Source organism: Roseomonas gilardii (genome assembly GCF_001941945.1).
In the GTDB taxonomy this organism is placed as follows: Bacteria; Pseudomonadota; Alphaproteobacteria; order Acetobacterales; family Acetobacteraceae; genus Roseomonas.
Genome location: NZ_CP015583.1, coordinates 3,220,689 through 3,239,571, shown reverse-complemented (window position 1 = coordinate 3,239,571; position 18,883 = coordinate 3,220,689). Strand labels below are relative to the sequence as shown.

The 18,883-nt window shown below is 70.4% G+C and carries 20 protein-coding genes; 15 read left to right on the top strand and 5 right to left on the bottom strand.

What is annotated here, in order from left to right:
• The first annotated feature begins 101 nt into the window (after nucleotides 1-101).
• A complete protein-coding gene (locus RGI145_RS14905) occupies nucleotides 102-1,277 on the top strand; it encodes a zinc-dependent alcohol dehydrogenase (RefSeq protein ID WP_075798959.1) in 1,176 nt (391 codons plus the stop codon).
• A 103-nt stretch (nucleotides 1,278-1,380) separates the two neighbouring features.
• Here the strand turns inward: RGI145_RS14905 and RGI145_RS14900 are convergent, their stop codons facing one another.
• Nucleotides 1,381-1,851 carry a hypothetical protein gene (locus RGI145_RS14900; protein WP_075798958.1) on the bottom strand — a complete coding sequence of 157 codons (471 nt, stop codon included), beginning with the start codon at nucleotides 1,849-1,851 and terminating at the stop codon, nucleotides 1,381-1,383.
• Nucleotides 1,852-2,186: 335 nt separating this feature from the next.
• Here RGI145_RS14900 and rpsF point away from each other — a divergent pair, with 335 nt between their 5' ends.
• The 5 genes from rpsF (at nucleotide 2,187) to RGI145_RS14875 (ending at nucleotide 6,026) form a co-directional block, all read left to right on the top strand.
• Nucleotides 2,187-2,651 carry a 30S ribosomal protein S6 gene (rpsF, locus tag RGI145_RS14895; RefSeq protein ID WP_027297127.1) on the top strand — a complete coding sequence of 155 codons (465 nt, stop codon included), beginning with the start codon at nucleotides 2,187-2,189 and terminating at the stop codon, nucleotides 2,649-2,651.
• A 6-nt stretch (nucleotides 2,652-2,657) separates the two neighbouring features.
• Nucleotides 2,658-2,939: a 30S ribosomal protein S18 gene (rpsR, locus tag RGI145_RS14890; RefSeq protein WP_019461272.1), complete on the top strand. Its 282-nt coding sequence runs from the start codon at nucleotides 2,658-2,660 to the stop codon at nucleotides 2,937-2,939.
• A gap of 49 nt (nucleotides 2,940-2,988) precedes the next feature.
• Complete coding sequence (locus tag RGI145_RS14885) at nucleotides 2,989-3,861, top strand: hypothetical protein (RefSeq protein WP_075798957.1); 873 nt, start codon at nucleotides 2,989-2,991, stop codon at nucleotides 3,859-3,861.
• A gap of 13 nt (nucleotides 3,862-3,874) precedes the next feature.
• The gene (gene rplI / locus RGI145_RS14880; protein ID WP_075798956.1) at nucleotides 3,875-4,441 is read left to right on the top strand and encodes a 50S ribosomal protein L9; all 567 of its coding nucleotides are present in this window, start codon (nucleotides 3,875-3,877) and stop codon (nucleotides 4,439-4,441) included.
• Nucleotides 4,442-4,793: 352 nt separating this feature from the next.
• Nucleotides 4,794-6,026, top strand: a complete 1,233-nt coding sequence (locus tag RGI145_RS14875) for an SAM-dependent methyltransferase (protein WP_075798955.1) — start codon at nucleotides 4,794-4,796, stop codon at nucleotides 6,024-6,026.
• Nucleotides 6,027-6,426: 400 nt separating this feature from the next.
• Here RGI145_RS14875 and RGI145_RS14870 read toward each other — a convergent pair whose 3' ends face one another.
• A complete protein-coding gene (locus RGI145_RS14870; RefSeq protein WP_075798954.1) occupies nucleotides 6,427-7,659 on the bottom strand; it encodes an acyltransferase family protein in 1,233 nt (410 codons plus the stop codon).
• 249 nt (nucleotides 7,660-7,908) lie between these two features.
• Here RGI145_RS14870 and RGI145_RS14865 point away from each other — a divergent pair, with 249 nt between their 5' ends.
• The 8 genes from RGI145_RS14865 (at nucleotide 7,909) to RGI145_RS14830 (ending at nucleotide 15,764) form a co-directional block, all read left to right on the top strand.
• Nucleotides 7,909-9,414: a replicative DNA helicase gene (locus RGI145_RS14865; protein WP_075798953.1), complete on the top strand. Its 1,506-nt coding sequence runs from the start codon at nucleotides 7,909-7,911 to the stop codon at nucleotides 9,412-9,414.
• A gap of 172 nt (nucleotides 9,415-9,586) precedes the next feature.
• On the top strand, nucleotides 9,587-10,540 hold the full coding sequence (locus tag RGI145_RS14860) for a hypothetical protein (RefSeq protein WP_075798952.1): 954 nt from the start codon (nucleotides 9,587-9,589) through the stop codon (nucleotides 10,538-10,540).
• Complete coding sequence (locus tag RGI145_RS14855) at nucleotides 10,521-11,750, top strand: OmpA family protein (protein WP_083670781.1); 1,230 nt, start codon at nucleotides 10,521-10,523, stop codon at nucleotides 11,748-11,750. Before RGI145_RS14860 ends, RGI145_RS14855 begins: the two co-directional genes overlap by 20 nt.
• Nucleotides 11,751-12,029: 279 nt before the next feature.
• On the top strand, nucleotides 12,030-12,815 hold the full coding sequence (locus tag RGI145_RS14850) for an MlaE family ABC transporter permease (protein WP_075798951.1): 786 nt from the start codon (nucleotides 12,030-12,032) through the stop codon (nucleotides 12,813-12,815).
• The gene (locus RGI145_RS14845; protein ID WP_075798950.1) at nucleotides 12,812-13,588 is read left to right on the top strand and encodes an ABC transporter ATP-binding protein; all 777 of its coding nucleotides are present in this window, start codon (nucleotides 12,812-12,814) and stop codon (nucleotides 13,586-13,588) included. The genes RGI145_RS14850 and RGI145_RS14845 overlap by 4 nt, the downstream gene beginning before the upstream one ends.
• Nucleotides 13,589-13,646: 58 nt before the next feature.
• Entirely contained in the window at nucleotides 13,647-14,822 is a 1,176-nt protein-coding gene (locus RGI145_RS14840) for an MFS transporter (RefSeq protein WP_075798949.1), read from the top strand.
• Nucleotides 14,823-14,923: 101 nt separating this feature from the next.
• Complete coding sequence (locus tag RGI145_RS14835) at nucleotides 14,924-15,262, top strand: four-helix bundle copper-binding protein (protein ID WP_075798948.1); 339 nt, start codon at nucleotides 14,924-14,926, stop codon at nucleotides 15,260-15,262.
• 70 nt (nucleotides 15,263-15,332) lie between these two features.
• Nucleotides 15,333-15,764 carry a VOC family protein gene (locus RGI145_RS14830; protein WP_075798947.1) on the top strand — a complete coding sequence of 144 codons (432 nt, stop codon included), beginning with the start codon at nucleotides 15,333-15,335 and terminating at the stop codon, nucleotides 15,762-15,764.
• Here RGI145_RS14830 and RGI145_RS14825 read toward each other — a convergent pair.
• Nucleotides 15,758-16,264, bottom strand: a complete 507-nt coding sequence (locus tag RGI145_RS14825) for a DoxX family protein (RefSeq protein ID WP_075798946.1) — start codon at nucleotides 16,262-16,264, stop codon at nucleotides 15,758-15,760. The genes RGI145_RS14830 and RGI145_RS14825 overlap by 7 nt on opposite strands.
• A 150-nt stretch (nucleotides 16,265-16,414) precedes the next feature.
• Here RGI145_RS14825 and RGI145_RS14820 point away from each other — a divergent pair, with 150 nt between their 5' ends.
• Nucleotides 16,415-17,260 carry a fumarylacetoacetate hydrolase family protein gene (locus tag RGI145_RS14820; RefSeq protein WP_075798945.1) on the top strand — a complete coding sequence of 282 codons (846 nt, stop codon included), beginning with the start codon at nucleotides 16,415-16,417 and terminating at the stop codon, nucleotides 17,258-17,260.
• Between the two features lie 73 nt (nucleotides 17,261-17,333).
• Here RGI145_RS14820 and urtE read toward each other — a convergent pair whose 3' ends face one another.
• On the bottom strand, nucleotides 17,334-18,038 hold the full coding sequence (gene urtE / locus RGI145_RS14815) for an urea ABC transporter ATP-binding subunit UrtE (RefSeq protein ID WP_027282768.1): 705 nt from the start codon (nucleotides 18,036-18,038) through the stop codon (nucleotides 17,334-17,336).
• Nucleotides 18,028-18,810 carry an urea ABC transporter ATP-binding protein UrtD gene (urtD, locus tag RGI145_RS14810; protein WP_083670778.1) on the bottom strand — a complete coding sequence of 261 codons (783 nt, stop codon included), beginning with the start codon at nucleotides 18,808-18,810 and terminating at the stop codon, nucleotides 18,028-18,030. Before urtD ends, urtE begins: the two co-directional genes overlap by 11 nt.
• Nucleotides 18,811-18,883: the final 73 nt, after the last annotated feature.

Below are 18,883 nucleotides of genomic sequence, written 5' to 3'. Positions count from 1 at the left end.
TCCAGGGCCTTGTTTTCACGGGTAGCTTGATCGGGCGGCACGCAACAGCGTGTCGCCCGTCGCGTTTCTGGCTGATCCATGTCCGTCGGGAAGGGTCAACCATGAAAGCGCTCACCTGGCAGGGTCGCGGCACCATCCGCTGCGAGACGGTGCCCGATCCGCAGATCCAGGACGGACGTGACGCCATCATCAAGGTGACGGCCTGCGCCATCTGCGGCTCCGACCTCCATCTCATGGGCGGCTATGTCCCGACCATGGAGAAGGGCGACGTGCTCGGCCATGAATGCATGGGCGAGGTGGTCGAGGTCGGCCGGGACAACACGGCGCTGAAGGTCGGCGACCGGATCGTGGTGCCCTTCACCATCTGCTGCGGCGCCTGCCGGCAGTGCCAATGGGGCAACTGGAGCCTCTGCGAGCGCACCAACCCCAACGGCAAGATGCAGGCGGAGCAGTTCGGCTACGCCACCGCCGGGCTTTTCGGCTACTCGCATATCACCGGAGGTTTCCCGGGCGGGCAGGCGGAGTATCTCCGCATCCCCTATGCCGACGTGACCCATCTGAAGGTGCCGGAGGAGCTGTCGGATGAGCAGGTGCTCTTCCTGTCCGACATCTTCCCCACCGCCTACATGGCCGCCGACCACTGCGACATCAAAGGTGGCGAGACCATCGCCGTCTGGGGCTGCGGCCCGGTCGGCATCCTCACCATCAAGTCGTGCTTCCTGCTGGGCGCGGCGCGGGTGATCGCCATCGACACGGTGCCGGAACGCTTGGCCATGGCGCGGGAGGCCGGGGCCGAGGTGATCGACTACGCCGAGGGCAAGGTGCAGGAGAGCATCCTGGAGCTCACCAAGGGGCTCGGGCCGGACGCGGTGATCGAGGCGGTCGGCATGGAGAGCCACGGGGCCGACACGCTGGTGCAGAAGGTCACCTCGGCGGTGATGAGCAAGACCTTCAGCATGGAGCGTGCCTTCGCGCTGAACCAGGCGATCCTGGCCTGCCGGCCGGGGGGCATCGTGTCCGTGCCCGGGGTCTATGTCGGCTTCGACCCGGTGGCCATGGGGGCCTTCATGAACAAGGGGCTGACCATGAGGACGGGCCAGACCCACATGCACCGCTACATGAAGCCCCTGCTGGAGCGGATCCGGAAGGGCGAGATCGACCCCTCCTTCATCATCACCCATCGCTCCACGAGCCTGGAAGATGGGCCAGGCCTCTACGACACCTTCCGCGAGAAGAAGGACAACTGCGTCAAGGTCGTGTTCAAGCCACACGGCTGACGGTGCCGTGCCGGCGGCCGAAGGGCCGCCGGCGAGGCGAAGTCCGCCCCTTCCAGTCCATTGGGGAGAGGGGCGGGACCATCACGGCATGCCGGCCGTCGCCTCAGGCGATCACCGGTCCGTTGCCACCCGAGGTGCCGCCCCGGACGCAGCCCGCGAGGCAGGCCATATAGGCCAGCCGGCAGTCGAAGTAGCAGAAATAGCCCGCATCCGCGTCGTTGTCGCAGCCGGTGCGGCAATTGTCCTTCTCCGTCACGCATCTTGACGTGCAGGAGGGAGAGTCACCGCCGCTGCCATTATTGACGCGCGCCGCGAAGGCATATCCCATCGCGGCATCGGCGAAGCGCATGGCCTCGTAGTGCGAGCGGGCTTCGCTCTCCGTCCATTGCGCCGCGAGACTGTAATCCGCGGCGAGGTCCCGGAGGGCGGACAGGAACTCCGCCTCCGGCGGCGTGAAGCTCTTCTGGCAGGTGACGTCGTCCGGAAGCGACAGGGCGAGCTTCATCGCCCGGGCCGCCAGCGTCTTGGCATTCACGTCCCGCGAGGGCGTCGAGCATCCACATTTCTTGGCCATGGGAAAATTTCCTCCTGTTCGTTTGTTTCGGTTTGGGCATGATGTGTCGCTTCCTCGCGTCGTGATGTGACGTACCGCACGCCGCGGGGCTTCCGGCAGCGCGGGTTCCGCCAGGCGGCCCCTTCCTCCGGAGCCTCCTCCCGATGGTGGAAGGAAGGGAGCATGCCAGGACCGCCGCACCGGCCCCTCCGTCGATAGTGCTTCCCTTCCCCGGCAATCCCGTCTAAACGCGCCGCACCCTGCCGGGCGTGAGGCATCGCGCCCGGCTATGCCTGTTCGCGCCCATGGCATCCCGCCATGACGGCCCCAGGCTGAGACATCCGCAGGGAGAGTTCATGCCGCTTTATGAAACCGTGCTGATCGCACGTAACGAGCTCACGCAGCAGCAGGTCGAGGCCGTGGCCGACCAGGTCACCGCGATCCTGACCGAAGCTGGCGGCGAGGTGAAGAAGCGCGAGTACTGGGGCCTGCGTGGCCTCGCCTACCGCATCAAGAAGAACCGCAAGGGGCACTACATGCTCCTCGGCCTCGACTGCGCCCCCGCCGTCGAGCAGGAGGTCGCGCGCCAGCTCGGCCTGAACGAGGACGTGCTGCGCCACATGACGCTGCGCGTGGAAGAGATCACGGACGAGCCCTCCGCCATCCTGGCCCGCCGTGGCGAGGACCGCGAGCGTGACCGTGGCTTCCGTGGCCCGCGCCCGGCCGGCCGCTTCTCCTCGGGCCGTCGCGACCGCGACGACCGTGAGGAATTCCGCGCGCGTCCGCGCGACGAGATCGAGCAGCCGCAGGGCGAGGAGTAAGACACGATGTCCGACACGAACACCGACATGACGCCCGCCGCCCGCCGTCCGGCCGTCGGCGCCCGCCGTCCGTTCTATCGGCGCCGCAAGTCCTGCCCCTTCTCCGGCCCGAACGCGCCGAAGATCGACTACAAGGACGTGCGCCTGCTGAGCCGCTTCCTGAGCGAGCGCGGCAAGATCGTGCCCTCCCGCATCACGGCGGTTTCCGCCAAGAAGCAGCGCGAGCTGGCGAACGCCATCAAGCGCGCCCGCTTCCTGGCGCTGCTGCCCTACGTCATCAACGACTGACGGACGGCGCGGAACAGAGAACGGAACGGGATAGGAGAAGGTGGCGGCGATGCGCCCCACGGCTGGCGTCCTGAACGACCCGCGGATCCTGGCGGGCGGCGCGGCGGGCTTTGCCTGCGCGGCCGCCTGCCTGTGGGCTTTCCGCGGCCTGCCGCTCGGCTCGCTGCTGCTCTGGGCGTCCTCGCTGCCGCTCTTCCTGGTGGGGCTCTCGCTGGGGCAGTTCGCCGCGGGCCTGGGGGCGACCCTGGGCGCGCTGGCGCTGTTCCTGGTGGTGGGTTTCCACGGTGCGGTGGTCTTCCTGCTGGTGGCGGCGCTGCCGGCGCTGACCATCCTCGCCGCCGCGCTGCGCCGGCCGGACCGGCTGGACCTGTCGCTGCCCCTGGCGCTGCTGGGCATCTGGCCGGCGATCACCGGCGTCGCCTCCCTCCTCGTCACCGGAGAGGTGCTGGAGCAGGCGATCGCGGACCAGATCAAGCCGGTGCTGCAGGAGGCCGCGCTGACGGCGGACGACGCCACCATCGCGGCGCTGGTGCGGCTGGGCATCGCCGGCGCGAGCGCGGCGTTGGCCCTGCCGCTGATGCTCTGCGGCATCGGCGCCCAGGCCTGGCTGTCCCGTCGGCGTCTGGCGCTGCGCCCGGCCCCCGCCTGGTCCTCGGCCCGGCTGCCGGCCTGGTACCCGGTGCTGCCGGTGGCGGCACTGGCCGCCGCCTGGTTCTCGCCGGGGCTGATGGCCAGCGTGGTCGCGGTGACGCTGCTGACGCCCCTGTTCCTGCAGGGGCTGGCGGCCGTGCACACGCGGGCGCGCGGGCCGGTGCTGGTGCTCTTCTACCTCGTTCTTGTCCTCTTCTCCGTTCCGGCCGCGGCCCTCGTGGTCGGCCTCGGCCTGTTCGAACAGTTCGGGCGCAAGCCCCCTCAATCCTGAAAGAACAAACCCGATGATCGAAGTCATCCTGATGCAGCGGGTCCCGCATCTCGGCCAGATGGGCGAGCGCGTGACCGTCCGCCCGGGCTATGCCCGCAACTACCTGCTCCCCCAGGGCAAGGCGATCCGCGCCAATGCCGCCAACCTGAAGCGCTTCGACGAGGAGCGCTCGCAGCTTGAGGCCCAGAACCTCAAGCGGCGCGAGGAGGCGGAGCGCGTCGCCGAGCGCATGGACGGGCTCTCCGTCACCCTGATCCGCCAGGCGGGCGAGGGCGGCAACCTCTACGGTTCCGTCACCTCCCGCGACATCGCCGATGCCTGCAAGGATGCCGGCCTGACGCTGGGCCGTGATCAGGTGCTGCTGCAGCACCCGATCAAGGACACCGGCCTGCATATCGTGCATGTCGCCCTGCACCCGGAGGTCGATTTCCCGGTGACGGTGAATGTCGCCCGCACCGTGGAAGAGGCCGACAAGCAGGCCCGCGGCGAGGACCTGCATGCCGAGCAGCAGGCCGAAGAGGAGAGCCTGGAGGCCGAGCTGGCCGCCGAGCTGTCCGAGCTGGGCGCCGCGCGCGAGTAACGGCCCCAAGCGCAACTGCCCAGGGAACCGCCCATGGGCGGGCACTGGAGTCCCTTTGGGCGGGAATGGCGGCGGCAACGCCGCCATTTTCATGTTTGCGTGTGCAGGAAGCCCCGTCCCGGACCCTCCGGCGGCGGGGTTTTTCATGTTTCCTGACGAAAATACGTCATGAAACAGAGCGTTAAACTTACGATGCAGAAATAGTTAGCCTGCATGTTGCATTAAATTTATCTCATCGTGCCTTTCATGCGACAGTGGTGCCGTGGCCCTATGCAACCGGGTGCTGGACAGCCACGCCTCGGCGCCTCCAGCTTCCGCCATCGGTACACATGCCAGCGGAGGATATGCGGCGATGCTGCATGCAATGCTGTCGCGGATGATCAGGCGGGGACGTCTGGTACTGCACGAGCCGGGAAGCCGGACCACGGTCTTCCAGGGGCACGAGCCCGGCCCCGAGGCCGGGATGCGGATCAATGACATGGCGGCGATCCGCCGCATCGTGCTGAACCCGGGCCTGGGTGTCGGCGAGTCCTTCATGGACGGGCAGATCGAGCCCGCGGACTGCAGCCTCTTCGAGCTGATGGACGTGCTGGCCATGAACTACATCGAGACCCCGCCGGGGGCCGAGATGGTGCTGGAACGGGTCCGGTGGCTGCGCCGCCGTTTCGACCAGCTCAACCCCGTCGGACGCTCCCGCCGCAACGTCGCCCACCACTACGATCTCGACGGGCGGCTCTACAGCCTCTTCCTGGACCGCGACCGGCAGTACTCCTGCGCCTATTTCCCGAACGGGGACGAGACGCTGGAAGAGGCGCAGCTCCTCAAGAAGCGCCATATCGCCTCCAAGCTGAAGCTGGACCGGCCGGATCTGGAGGTGCTGGACATCGGCTGCGGCTGGGGCGGCATGGCCCTGACCCTGGCGAAGGAATACGGTGCCCAGGTGACCGGGCTGACCCTGTCCACCGAGCAGCTGGCGGAGGCGCGCAAGCGGGCCGAGGAGGCCGGTCTTTCCGACCGCGTCCGCTTCGAGCTGATGGACTATCGCGCCTGGAACCGGCCGATGGACAGGATCGTCTCGGTGGGAATGTTCGAGCATGTGGGCGTCGGCCACTACCGCACCTTCTTCCGCAAGGTGCGCGAGATCCTGAAGGAGGATGGCGCCGCGCTGATCCACGCGATCGGCCGGGCCGACGGGCCGGGTTCCACCAATCCCTGGATCGCCAAGTACATCTTCCCCGGCGGCTACTCGCCTGCCCTGAGCGAAGTGATGGCGGCGGTGGAGAAGGAGAAGCTCTGGGCCACGGATATCGAGATCCTGCGCCTGCACTATGCCAAGACGCTGGCCCACTGGCGCCGCCGCTTCGCCGCGAACCGGGACACGATCCAGTCCCTCTATGACGAACGCTTCTGCCGCATGTTCGAGTTCTACCTCGTCGGCTCCGAACTCGCCTTCCGGCGGATGGGGCACATGAACTGGCAGCTCCAGCTCACCCGCAGCGTCGATGCCCTGCCGCTGTCGCGGGACTACATGTACGAGGCGGAGCACCAGCCGATGCCCGCGGACACCAGGGCGCAACTGGCCTGATGCCGCAGGCGGCTTTCCCTGGCCGCCGTGGTTCCGCGTCCCGGGGGAAAGGCGCTGCCTTTCGCCCCGGACCCCCTATCCGCCAGGACGCTGCGCGCCCTGGACCCCGTTTGCTGGCCCCTGTTGTTGGCCTGATCGCGCCGGAGAGCATGGCTCTCCGGCGGACTGCCGGTGCCGCGAGTGCGGACAGGGTGTCTTTCCTTTTCCGGGTGCCCCACCTCTCCACCTGCTTCCCGGGGATCGGATGGCAGGCTGACGGCTGCCACGGGAGCCCACTCAAGCCCGGGGTCCGGGGACCGGCTTCGGTCCCCGGCGGACAGGGGGTCCGGGTGGAGAGGCGGAGCCTCTCTCCCGGCGGGCGGCCAAAGGGCGGGACGCCGCCGTTGAAAGCCGCGCTGGCTTAGCCTTCTGCCATTGCGGCCCGGAGGCGCCGGCCGCCGATCCAGCGGGCGACCCGGCGGCCGGCGCGGATGCCGGGCTGTTCCACCAGGGCGTGGAGCAGGGTGGCCAGGGCGATGAGCGGGATGCCGCAGGCGATCACCACCGACCAGAAGCCGAGCGGCGTGGCGGCCACCTGCTTCACCCAGGGAAAGGCGAAGGCCACGGCCAGCACCAGCCCGTGGAGCAGGTAGATGCCGTAGCTGGCATCGCCGAGGCGCCGCGTGGCGCGCAGGGTGAGCAGGCCGAAGACGGTGCAGCCCGAACGGACCAGCCAGAAGACCAGCCCCATGACCGCCAGGGCAATGGCATCGTTCGGCAGCGGCACAGCGCCGAACCAGATGGCGACCAGACCCGCCACCAGCACGGAGGCGGCGCGGTCGGTCCAGGGAGAGGTGCCGGGGCCGGAGAGCGGGCGGCCGAGGCCGCGAGCCTCCAGCGAGGCGCAGGCCATGCCGATCAGGAAGAGGGCCACGAAGCCGGGCTCGTCCGCCCCGGCCCAGGGCCCCAGATGCCCGCCGGCCCAGGCGAGGCACAGCAGCGCCAGCGCCAGGGTGAACCAGGTTTCCCGCCGCCCGGCGCGGGCCAGGAGGGCGGTCAGCGGCAGGCTGGCATAGAAGAGCCACTCGTATTGCAGGGTCCAGGTGACGCCGGCGGTGAGCAGGTTGGTGCCCGCATGGGCGTTCACGTCGGGCCGGTTACCGGCGCCGAGCAGCAGCCACTCGCCCACCTGCCCGGCGACCTGGGAGGCGGGCTCGCGCAGCTCCCCGCCATCCCGCCCGAAGAGCAGGGCCAGCATGGCGAGGACGGCGACGAGGTAGAGCGGCCCGATGCGGAACAGGCGCCCGGCATAGAGGGCCAGCCAGGAGGGGCGCCCTTCCTCCCGCAGCAGCTTCGACCAGAAGAGATAGCCGGTGATGATGAAGAACATCCCGACCGCTCCCTTGCCCATCACCGCATAGACATGGGCGGGCGGCAGGCCCCAGCCCTGTCCGGCCAGGAGGCGGGGATAGATGGCGGCGTGGTGGAAGAAGACCGCCAGGGCGAGGAACCCCCGCAGCCCGTCCAGCGCCGGCATACGGCTGGCGGACTGCCCCGGCGGGGCATCCGCCGGGCGGCAGAGCGGGGTGGCGGCCAGTGCCAGGAGCAGCCCCATCCCGAGGAAGAGGGGCGGCAGCGGGTAGAAGTCAGCCATGGGGGAGGGGCTAGCATCCGGGGGCGGGTGCGTGGACCCCTTGAGGGTCGGGGGCGGCCCGCTTTCCGTTCACGCCCCGGTGAGGCCGGGCCGGCTGGGAAGGCTTCGCCCAGGCTGCCCGCCATTCTCCTTGCTTTGGGATAAAATATAGACATTTCAACATGTTTCGTGGATCATCCCCGGAATCCACACTTGTCCACAGCGGAGCGGGAGAGGACGGCGGGGGTGGAAAGAGGCTAGACTGGGGGGATGAACGCGCTCGACCAGAACAGCGGCCTGCTGGGCCTGTCCCAGCGTCTGCCTCCGCAGAATCTGGAGGCGGAAATGGCCTTGCTGGGGGCCCTTCTGGCCAACAACAAGGCCTATGAGCGGGTCTCGGAATTCCTCGCGCCGGAGCATTTCGCCGATCCGGTGAATGGCCGGATCTATGCTTCCATCCAGCGGCGAATCGAGGCGGGGCAGCTCGCCGACGCGGTGACGCTGCGGGCCGAGTTCGAGCATTCCGGCCAGCTCGACGAGGTGGGCGGCCCGGCCTATCTGGCGCAGCTCCTTTCCGCCATGGTCGGCATCATCAATGCCGGCGAATATGCCAAGGTCATCCACGACGCCTGGCTGCGGCGGCAGTTGATCGACCTGGGCGAGGTGGTGGTGAACCGCGCCTTCGGGGTCGAGGCTGAGCTGGACGGCAAGGAGCAGCTTGAGGCGGCCGAGCAGGCGCTCTTCGATCTCGCCAAGGAAGGCGGCAACGAGGGCGCGCTGGTCACCTTCGAGCGCGCCATGGTCCGCGCCGTGGAGATGGCGGAGAAGGCCTTCACCAACGGCTCCGGCGTCTCCGGCCTGTCCACCGGGCTGCGCGACGTGGATGCCAAGATGGGCGGCCTGCACCCCTCGGACCTGCTGATCCTCGCCGGGCGTCCCGCCATGGGCAAGACGGCACTGGCCACCAAGATCGCCTTCGGCGCCGCCCGCGCCATCCTGCGCGAGGCTCAGGCGGAGAACCCGAACGCCGTGCCCAAGGGCGGGGTCGCGATCTTCTCGCTGGAAATGAGCGCGGACCAGCTCGCCACCCGCCTCCTGTCGGAAAATTCGCGGATCTCGGGCGACCGCATCCGGCGCGGCGAAATCTCGCAGCGCGACTTCGACCGGTTCGTGGAGACCTCGCGCGAGCTGGCGGCGCTGCCGATCTTCATCGACGACACGCCGGCCATCACCATCTCCGCACTGCGGACCCGCTGCCGCCGGCTCAAGCGCACGCGCGGGCTGGACATGATCGTGGTGGACTACCTGCAGCTGATGCGGCCCGCCGCCGGTTCCCGGCCGGAAAGCCGCGTGCTGGAGATCTCGCAGATCACCCAGGGGCTGAAGGCCATCGCCAAGGAGCTGTCGGTGCCGGTGATCGCCCTGTCCCAGCTTTCCCGGCAGGTCGAGTCGCGTGAGGACAAGCGGCCGCAGCTCTCGGACCTGCGCGAATCCGGCTCGATCGAGCAGGATGCCGACGTCGTGATGTTCGTCTATCGTGACGAATACTACCTGGCGCAGCGCGCGCCGAAGCAGTTGAACTTCGACAACTCGGAGAAATACGCCGAGGCGATGGACAAGTGGCAGCAGGACATGGAGCGCGCGCACAACAAGGCGGAGCTCATCATCTCCAAGCAGCGTCACGGCCCCACCGGCACCATCCCACTCTTCTTCGAGGGCGAGTTCACCCGCTTCGGCGACCTCGACATGGTGCATGACGACCCGCATGGCGGGTGAGCGGCCGGGCTGAGTCCCGGCTGGCCTCCAGGCTTGCCCCCTGGCTTCATTCGTCCCCGCCATCGCCCGATGGCGATTTGCATGAATTCCCCGCTCCCCTGATGGTGCTGCTGCCGGGTCCGCAACGACCCGGCAGTCGATTGCCCAGGCCGAGGCATGGGAGGCGGGAGGAATGCGGCGAATCCTGACGGGCGGCCTGCTGGCCACGATGCTGCTTGCCCTGGTCCTGGCGGGCTTCACGGATTTCCTGGAACCGGCCACGCCACCCGGGCCCCCATCGCATGGGTCCGCGCCGGCCCGGGATCCTGCCATGGACCGGGCCGTGCCGCTTCCCGCCCTGCCGCCCGCCGACGCGCCTCTGCCCGATTCCCTGCCGGGCCTGGAGCGGGAGGCCGTGCAGCTTCGCGAAGGGCTCGCGCAGATCGACCAGGCCATGGACCGGATGCTGGACGGGGTGCTGTCGGTGCTGCGTCCCTATGGGGAGGCCCGGACGGCGGATGGCGCCGCGGCGCGGCGGCTGGAGATGCTGAGCGCGCTGCGGGGTCAGTCCCTGGACCGGCTGGCCCGGATCGAGCGGCGCCGTGCCGGGATCGAGGCGGGCGCCGATGCGCCCCCGCTGGCCGCCGCGACGCCGGCGGAACCGGTGACGGGGCTTCCGGACGGCGCGCAGCCCTTCCGGACGGCGATGGTGACGCCGGCGCTTTCCGGCTTCTCCGCGACCGGGGATACGGCGGGGACGCCGGGCGGGGAACCGGGAGCCGGCACCGGGGAGGCCGCCCCCGCGGCCTTGGCCGCCCCGGCGTCACCAACCCTCGCGGATTCTTCTCCGGAGAGCCGGGCATCCGCGGAACCCTCCGGGGAACCGCCACGGGCGGCGCCGGGCCCGGATGATCCGGCGGCGCTGCCCCTGCCGCCGCCAGTGGCCCCATTTGTAGCCCCATCCGTGGAGAAAGGGGCCGGACGGGTGGCGAAGCTCGTGCCGCGATCCCTGCGCGCCGAGCCGGCCAGCCTGCGCTCCGCCGCGGCGAACCCGGCGCGTTGCCGTTCGATCATCCTGCGCGGGCAATTGGGGGAGGGGCTGAGTTTTGCCGATCGGAGCTTCCTGCGTGACCGCTGCCCGGGCTGAGGGGCGCCGCGCCGCCCTTCTGGCGCTGATGCTGGTGATGGCGCTTCCCTGGCTGTCGGGCTGCGCCACTGCGCCCCCCGCCGCGCCACCCGCCGGGCCGGCGCGGATCGCCCTGCCCTTCGGCCGGGCGGTTTCAGCCCTCACCGTCTCCCTGTTGGCCAATGCCCAGCTCGGGACGCCGGATGCGGGTGGGCGCTATCCGATGGTGGTGGACCCCTGGATCGACCAGGGCAGCGGCATGCCGGTGGAGGCCACGCGCCCGATCGAGGCGCAGATCGCCGCGCAACTCCGGCGTTCCTACCCGCAGATCGAGCTCCTGCCCTTCGGGGCGGCGGGCCTGGCTCGCGAGCCCCTGGTGCTGCTCGGCACCTTGGCGCCGGTTCCGGAAGCGGAGGGCGGCAGGGCCGGCAGCTACCGCATCCGGGCAGTGATCGGCGACCTGCGCAGTGGCCGCATCGTGTCGCAGGCCGAGGTCTGGACCTGGACGGACGGGGTGAACCTCCGCCCCACGCCCTTCTTCCGCAACAGCCCCGCCTGGGTGCCGGAACAAGGGGCGGAAGGCTATGCCCGCACCGTCGCCAGCCGCATCGGCGACCCGATCGACCTGGAATACCTGCGCCAGCTCCGGGTGGCCGCGTTGGTGAACGACGGCATCCGCGCCTATGAGGCCGGGCGCTACCGGGCGGCGCTGGCGGCTTATGAGGAGGCGAGCCGCCTGCCGGGGGGCGAGCAGACCCGGGTCTATAACGGCCTCTATCTGGCCAACCGGGCGCTGCGGCAGCCGCTGGGGGCGGAGGCCGCCTTCCGGGGCCTGGTCAAGCTGGGCCTGGCCAGCGGGCGGCTGTCGGTGCGCTTCGTCTTCCGGCCGGGCTCGGTGGAGTTCTGGCGCGATCCGGCGGTGAGTGGCGCCTATGAGATGTGGCTGCGCGAGATCGCCCGTCAGGCCGTGGTCGGGCCGGGCTGCCTGGAGGTGATCGGCCATGCCAGCCCCAGCGGGTCGGCCGAGGCCAATCTGCGCCTGTCGCGGCAGCGGGCGGAGCGGGTGCGGGACCGCCTGATCGCCCTGCAGCCGGGCCTGGACGGCCGGCTGGCCGGCCGGGGCGCCGGGGCCAGCGAGCCGATCATCGGCAGCGGCGCGGACGATGCCAGCGACCTGCTGGATCGGCGGGTGGAGTTCCGCCCGGTGGCCTGCGCCGCCCCGCCGCCCTGAGCGCGGGGCCGCCCCGGCCATGCCGCCGCCGCGGGGCGGGCAGGCGTGCCGTTCCGGCGGTGTTGCGAAGGGCCGCGCGCCGGGGAGGCAGCCAGGACCTTGTGATCCGCCGGGTCCGCCACCGGAAGCCGATCGCCATTGCGGTGCGGCGAGGGGGCGGCTATCTGGACGACTCCCTGGGCGGCACCGGACGACCTTGCCCCCACCGGCCCGCCCCCTGGGACGGGCTTCCACAACGCTCTCGCGGATGGCGGCTTGTTTGCAGGATCGGCGGTCGGCTTGAATTTCCTTCTCGATGCGGTGGCGCGGCTCGGCGCGATGGTGCTTGGGCTGTGCCGGACGACGGGGGCGGTCGCGCTCTTCGCGCTGGAGGGCCTGTCGCACCTCTTCCGGCCCCCCTACCACCTGCGGCAGTTCGGCCGCGCCTTCGTGGAGGTGGCCTATTTCTCCCTGCCGGTGGTGGCGCTGACGGCGGTCTTCACCGGCATGGTGCTGGCCCTGCAGTCCTACACGGGCTTCTCCCGCTTCAACGCGCAGAGCGCCATGGCCTCGGTGGTCGTGATCTCGCTGACGCGCGAGCTGGGGCCAGTGCTGGCCGGGCTGATGGTGGCGGGGCGAATCGGTGCCTCCTTCGCTGCCGAGATCGGCACGATGCGCGTGACGGACCAGGTGGATGCGCTGACCACTCTGTCCACCGATCCGATGAAGTACCTCGTGGCGCCGCGCCTGCTGGCCGCGACGCTGGCCATGCCGCTGCTGGTGGCGGTGGCCGACACGCTGGGCGTGATGGGCGGCTGGATCGTGGCCACCTACAATCTCGGCTTCGTGTCCCAGTCCTATATCCGCGACACGCTGAACGCCCTGCAGGCCTTCGACGTGGCTTCCGGCCTGATCAAGGCGGCGGTCTTCGGCTTCGTGGTGGCGCTGATGGGCACCTGGTGCGGCTATTCCTCACGCGGCGGCGCGGAGGGGGTGGGCGGGGCCACGACCTCGGCGGTGGTGTCCTCCTCGATCCTGATCCTGTTCCTGGACTACATCCTGACCCAGGCCTTCTTCACCCGATGAGCGGTGTCACCCCCAAGCTGCGGCTGCGCGGGCTGCACAAGGCCTTCGGCGCCAAGAAGGTGCTGGACGGCGTGGACCTGGACGTGATGCCGGGCGAGTCCATGGTGATCCTGGGCGGCTCGGGCTCCGGCAAGTCGGTCACGATCAAGTGCATCCTCGGACTGATCCAGCCGGATGCCGGCAGCATCGAGCTGGACGGACGCGACCTGCTGGCCATGGACCGGTCGGAGCGGCGGGCGGTGCTGGACGGCATGGGGATGCTGTTCCAGAACGGTGCGCTCTTCGACAGCATCCCGGTCTGGGAGAATGTCTGCTTCAAGCTGCTGCAGCAGAAGCGCATCACCCGGACGAAGGCGCGCGACAAGGCGGCCGAGGTGCTGGCCCAGGTCGGGCTGGCCGGCAGCGTGGGGGATCTTTCCCCCTCCGAGCTTTCGGGCGGCATGCAGAAGCGCGTGGCGCTGGCCCGCACCATCGCCTCGCAGCCGGCGATCCTGTTCTTCGACGAGCCGACCACCGGCCTCGACCCGATCATGGGCGCGGTGATCGACGGGCTGATCGTGGATTGCGTGAAGCGCCTCGGCGCCACCGCCATCACCATCACCCATGACATGCACAGCGCCCGGCGGATCGGCGACCAGGCCTCGATGATCTATCACGGCCGGATGGTCTGGACCGGTCCGGCGGCGACGTTGGGCGAGACCGGCAACGCGATGGTGGACCAGTTCGCCCGGGGCGAGCGCGAGGGTCCGATCAAGATGGAGCTGCGCCGGTAGCGAGAGGACGGGCGGTGCCTCCGCCCCCCTCGCGACGGCGCGGCCGGGAGAAGCCCTGATGCCCGAGGCCCCTTTCGCCGCGGCCCGGACGCGCGATGCGCGCCCCCGCCTCGCCACCACCCTGGTCTTCTTTGCCAACGGCTTCGGCTATGGCGCCTGGGCGGGCAACATCCCCTCGATCAAGCTGGGCCTCGGCCTGTCCGACGCGGCGCTGGGCCTCGCGCTGCTGGGCATGGCCATCGGCGCCATCCTGGCCATGCCGCTGACCGGCCAGGTCTCGGCGCGCTGGGGCAGCGACCGGCTGACCGTGGCCTCCGGCCTTCTCTTCGCCCTGGTGCTGGCGCTGGTGCCGCAGGCGGGCGGGCTCGCCACGCTGGTGCTCGGCCTGGTGCTGCTGGGGGCGGGCAACGGGGTGATGGACGTCTCCATGAACACCCATGCCACGGTGGTGGAGAGCGGCTGGGGCGCGGCCATCATGTCCTCCTTCCACGCGGCCTTCAGCCTGGGCGGGCTGGCCGGGGCGGGGATAGCGGGGCTGCTGCTCGCGTCCGGCCATGCGGCACCGCTGAACCTCGCCGTGTCCGGGGCGCTGGTGGCGGCCTGCGTGCTGCTGGCGATGCCCTGGCTGCGGGTGCGGCAAGGCCATGCCCCGGTGGCTTCGGAGGAAGGCGGGCACGGACTCGCCCTGCCGAACCGGGCCACCTTCGGCCTCGGGCTGATCGCGCTGCTCGCCCTGGTGACGGAGGGGGCGGTGGGGGACTGGTCGGCGCTGTACCTGGCGGTGGAGGCGGCGGCCCCGGCCGGCGTGGCGGCGCTGGGATTCGCCGGCTTCTCCCTGGCCATGACGGCGGGGCGGCTGGGCGGCGACGCGGTGGTGCGGCGCCTGGGCGGCGCGTCGGTGCTGCGGCTGGGGGCGCTGCTCTCGGCGGCGGGCTTCGTGCTGATGCTGGCGGTGCCGCGCCCGGAGGTCGCCATCGCCGGGCTGGTGCTGGTCGGGCTGGGCCTGTCCAACGTCTTTCCGGTGCTGTTCAGCGCGGCCGGGCGCATCCCGGGCGTGTCGCCGGGCATGGGCGTCGCGATGGTGGCGACCATGGGCTATGGCGGGCTGCTTGGCGGGCCGCCGCTGCTGGGCTTCCTGGCGCAGCTTTCCGGGCTGCGGCTGGCGCTGTGCCTGCTGGTGCTGACCTGCCTGGCGATCGCCTGGCGCAGCCGCGCGGTGCGGCGGGCGGACTGAGGCGGGGGTCCGCCGCCGGTCCGGCCCGTGCCGGGGGGAAGGCAGCGGAAACTTTCCCCCGGGGGAAGGGCGCTTACCGGCGGTAACGACGGGAATGTGCGATGAAGACCGACCCCAAGCTCGAAGCCTGCATCCAGGCCTGCCTCGACTGCCACCGGACCTGCCTCAGCTGCATCACCCATTGCCTGGGCAAGGGCGGCAGTCATGCCGCGCTGGACCATGTGCGGATCATGATGGACTGCGCGCAGATCTGCCTCACGGCGGCGGATTTCATGATCCGCGGTTCTCGCCACATGGCGCATCTCTGCCGCGAATGCGCGGAGATCTGCCGGGAATGCGCCGAATCCTGTGGCCATCATCCCGAGGCGGACGAGCATATGCGCCATTGCGCCGAGACCTGCCGCAACTGCGCGGAGGAATGCGGCCGCATGGCGGCCTGAGACGCCGCTGACGGGAGGAGCCGTTCCTCCCGGCGGGCGGCCATGGCCCGATGGCGGGGAAGGGAAGTCGATGACGGAGCGGGACGAGGTGCCGCCGCTCGGCGGCGTTCTGGAAACGGGCCTCTATGTCGAGGACCTGGGCCGGGCCCGGCATTTCTACGAGACGGTGCTCGGGCTGGAGCCGATGTACCTCGACGAGCGGCTGGTCGCCTATCCGGCCGGGCCCGGCAGCGTGTTGCTGCTGTTCCGGCGCGGCGCCGCCACGGAGCCGGCCATTCTGCCGGGCGGCATGATCCCGCCGCATGATGCCATGGGCCGGATCCATTTCGCCTTCTCCATCGCGCCGGCGGACCTGGATGCCTGGGTGGCGCGGCTGGCCCGGCACGGCATCGCCACGGAAGGTGGCGTGTCCTGGCCGAAGGGCGGGCAGAGCGTCTACTTCCGCGACCCGGACGGGAATCTGGTGGAGCCGGCCACGCCCGGACTCTGGAAGAACTACTGATCCGCCGGAGGGACGGCGGATGGGCCTGGACGGGCGAGCTCGCCGGAGGGCCCCGGCGCGGCGGGCGGGAACCCGCCTCCCGCCGCGGAGCGGCCCTGTTCTTGCGGGCCGGAGGGGTGAGTGAAATGCCACCGCAGCCAGGAGGGCGCGTGGTGCCAGGCGACGGCCAGAAGCAGCAGGAACAGGCTCAGGGGTGCCGGCAGCATCCACGGATTGCCGCTGGACAGCAGGCTGCCCGCCGCGCCCGCCATGCCCGCCGCCAGGATGAAGGCGGCGGCTGCGGTGCTGGCCGGAAGGAGCAGGCCCAGCCCTGACAGGAGTTGTACAGCCCCGGTCAGCCGCATGAACCAGGGTGTGTAGCCAAGCTGGCGGAACAGTTCGCTGTCGCCCTGTGCCTCCAGAAGCTTCGCGCCGCCGGCCGCCACGAAGAAGAGGGCGAGGCCCGGACGCAGCCAGCGTTCCGCCGCAGGCCACCGGGAAGCTGCCCAGCCGAACCGCAAAAACCCGCTCCGTCTTTGTTTTCGCCGCGCAACATAACCCCTCCGGTGCGGGCCGGACAATGGCACGGGTGCAGGAGTTCCGGCCGGGATGTCTTGCCCTCGCCGGGCCGGCAGGGGAAGTTGCGCGGCACGAACAGGGGGATACAGGCAATGAAGCTGCTCCGCTATGGCCCGGCCGGGGCCGAGAAGCCCGGGCTGCTCGACGGCACCGGCACGCTGCGCGACCTTTCGGGCGTGGTGCCCGACCTCGCCGGGGAAGCCCTTTCGGCCGAGGGGCTGACACGGATTGCCGCGCTGGATGCCGCCAGCCTCCCCGCCGTGCCGGGCAGCCCGCGCCTGGGCCCGCCGGTGGCCGGGACGCGGAACTTCCTGGCGATCGGCCTGAACTATGCCGACCACGCGGCGGAGACCGGGGCGCCGATCCCCAAGGAGCCGATCATGTTCCTGAAGTCGCTCGGCTCCCTGCAAGGGCCGAACGACGAGGTGGTGATCCCGCGTGGCAGCGTGAAGACGGACTGGGAGGTCGAGCTGGCCATCGTCATCGGCAGCCGCGCGAAGAACGTTGCGCTGGATGCGGCGCTGGACCATGTGGCCGGCTATACCATCTGCAACGATGTCAGCGAGCGCGAGTGGCAGATCGAGCGCGGCGGCACCTGGGACAAGGGCAAGGGCGCCGACACCTTCGGCCCGGTCGGTCCCTGGCTGGTGACGAAGGACGAGATCGCCGATCCGCAGAACCTCGCCCTCTGGCTGGAGGTTGACGGGCAGCGGATGCAGGACGGTTCCACGCGCACCATGATCTTCGACGTGCGCAAGATCGTCTCCTACGCCTCGCAGTTCATCACGCTGCATCCGGGCGACATCATCACCACCGGCACGCCGCCGGGCGTCGGCATGGGCCGCAAGCCGCCGGTCTTCCTGCGGGCGGGGCAGAGCATGCGCCTCGGCATCGAGGGCCTCGGCGAGCAGGTGCAGCAGGTGGTGGTGGCGGAATAGGGGGCAGGCCTCCGGGGGAGAGGGCGGCGCCCTCTCCCCCGCGCTGCCCGAACGGGCGCGCCGCCGGGAGCCGTCAGACCGAGACGCGCCGCAGCACCTCGTCGCGGTCCAGCGCGTCGCGTGCCCCGGCCAGGACGATGCTGCCGCGGTCCATCACCGCGAGATGCTGGCCGAGCTCGTGGGCGAAGTCGAAATACTGCTCCACCAGCAGGATCGCCATGTCGCCGCGCTGGCGCAGCAGGGCGATGGCGCGGCCGATATCCTTGATGATGGAAGGCTGGATGCCCTCGGTCGGCTCGTCCAGCACCAGCAGGCGCGGCCGCATCACCAGGGCGCGGCCGATGGCGAGCTGTTGCTGCTGCCCGCCGGACAGGTCGCCGCCGCGACGGTGCAGCATGGTCTTCAGCACGGGGAACATGGCGAAGACATCCTCGGGGATCGTCTTCTGCCCGCGCGGCGCGGCGGCGAAGCCGGTCTCCAGGTTTTCCCGTACCGTCAGCAGCGGGAAGATGTCGCGCCCCTGCGGCACCCAGGCGATGCCGCGCCGCGCGCGCTCATAGGGCGGCAGGCGGGTGATGTCCTGCCCTTCCCAGAGGATCTTGCCGCGCGAGACCGGATGCGCCCCGGTGACGGCGCGCAGCAGCGAGGTCTTGCCCACGCCGTTGCGGCCGAGCAGGCAGGTGACCTCGCCGCGCCTCGCCTCCAGCGAGACGCCGCGCAGCGCCACCGCCGCGCCGTAATGCAGCGAGACATCCTCGACGCGAAGCTCAGCGGCCAAGATACACCTCGATCACGCGCGGGTCGCTGCTGACATGGTCGATGGAGCCGTCCGAGAGCACATGGCCCTCGTGCAGCACCGTGACCTTCACGCCCAGGGCGCGGACGAAATCCATGTCGTGCTCCACCACCACGACGGAGCGGGTGCGGTTGATCTCGCGCAGCAGCTCCGCCGTCTGCGCCGTCTCGGCATCCGTCATGCCCGCCACGGGCTCGTCCACGAGGAGGAGCTGCGGCTCCTGCGCCAACAGCATGCCGATCTCCAGCCACTGCTTCTGCCCGTGGCTGAGATTGCCCGAGATGCGGTCGGCATGGTCGGTCAGGCGGATGGTGGTGAGGATCTCCTCGATCCGCCGCCGCTCCTCCGCCGTTTCGCGCGCGAACAGGGCGAAGCGCGGGCCGCGCGGCCCGGCCAGCGAGAGCAGCAGGTTGTCGCGCACCGTATGCGGCTCGAAGACCGTGGGCTTCTGGAACTTCCGCCCGATGCCCAGCCGGGCGATGGCGGGTTCGTCCAGCCGCGTCAGGTCGGTTGTGCCGTTGAACAGGACGTCGCCCGTATCCGGGCGCGTCTTGCCGGTGATGACGTCCATCATTGTCGTCTTGCCCGCGCCGTTCGGGCCGATCACCGCGCGCATCTCGCCCGGTTCCAGCACCAGCGAGAGGTCGCGCAGCGCGTGGAAGCCGTCGAAGCTGACATTGACGCCGTCGAGATAGAGCAAAGCGCCGGTTCTCGTGGCGGGGCGCTCGGCGAGGGCTGTGCTGGCCATGATCATGGTGCGGTTCCGGCGTGGTGCCGTGGCCAGGAGAGGGCGCCGCCCTCTCCCGGACCCTCTCCCGCTGGGGAGA

Excerpts from the sequence above, each read along its gene's own strand:
- RGI145_RS14905 (WP_075798959.1), top strand. The coding sequence starts at position 102 with ATGAAAGCGCTCACCTGGCAGGGTCGCGGCACCATCCGCTGCGAGACG.
- RGI145_RS14900 (WP_075798958.1), bottom strand. The coding sequence starts at position 1,851 with ATGGCCAAGAAATGTGGATGCTCGACGCCCTCGCGGGACGTGAATGCC.
- rpsF (WP_027297127.1), top strand. The coding sequence starts at position 2,187 with ATGCCGCTTTATGAAACCGTGCTGATCGCACGTAACGAGCTCACGCAG.
- rpsR (WP_019461272.1), top strand. The coding sequence starts at position 2,658 with ATGTCCGACACGAACACCGACATGACGCCCGCCGCCCGCCGTCCGGCC.
- RGI145_RS14885 (WP_075798957.1), top strand. The coding sequence starts at position 2,989 with ATGCGCCCCACGGCTGGCGTCCTGAACGACCCGCGGATCCTGGCGGGC.
- rplI (WP_075798956.1), top strand. The coding sequence starts at position 3,875 with ATGATCGAAGTCATCCTGATGCAGCGGGTCCCGCATCTCGGCCAGATG.
- RGI145_RS14875 (WP_075798955.1), top strand. The coding sequence starts at position 4,794 with ATGCTGCATGCAATGCTGTCGCGGATGATCAGGCGGGGACGTCTGGTA.
- RGI145_RS14870 (WP_075798954.1), bottom strand. The coding sequence starts at position 7,659 with ATGGCTGACTTCTACCCGCTGCCGCCCCTCTTCCTCGGGATGGGGCTG.
- RGI145_RS14865 (WP_075798953.1), top strand. The coding sequence starts at position 7,909 with ATGAACGCGCTCGACCAGAACAGCGGCCTGCTGGGCCTGTCCCAGCGT.
- RGI145_RS14860 (WP_075798952.1), top strand. The coding sequence starts at position 9,587 with ATGCGGCGAATCCTGACGGGCGGCCTGCTGGCCACGATGCTGCTTGCC.
- RGI145_RS14845 (WP_075798950.1), top strand. The coding sequence starts at position 12,812 with ATGAGCGGTGTCACCCCCAAGCTGCGGCTGCGCGGGCTGCACAAGGCC.
- RGI145_RS14840 (WP_075798949.1), top strand. The coding sequence starts at position 13,647 with ATGCCCGAGGCCCCTTTCGCCGCGGCCCGGACGCGCGATGCGCGCCCC.
- RGI145_RS14835 (WP_075798948.1), top strand. The coding sequence starts at position 14,924 with ATGAAGACCGACCCCAAGCTCGAAGCCTGCATCCAGGCCTGCCTCGAC.
- RGI145_RS14830 (WP_075798947.1), top strand. The coding sequence starts at position 15,333 with ATGACGGAGCGGGACGAGGTGCCGCCGCTCGGCGGCGTTCTGGAAACG.
- RGI145_RS14820 (WP_075798945.1), top strand. The coding sequence starts at position 16,415 with ATGAAGCTGCTCCGCTATGGCCCGGCCGGGGCCGAGAAGCCCGGGCTG.
- urtD (WP_083670778.1), bottom strand. The coding sequence starts at position 18,810 with ATGATCATGGCCAGCACAGCCCTCGCCGAGCGCCCCGCCACGAGAACC.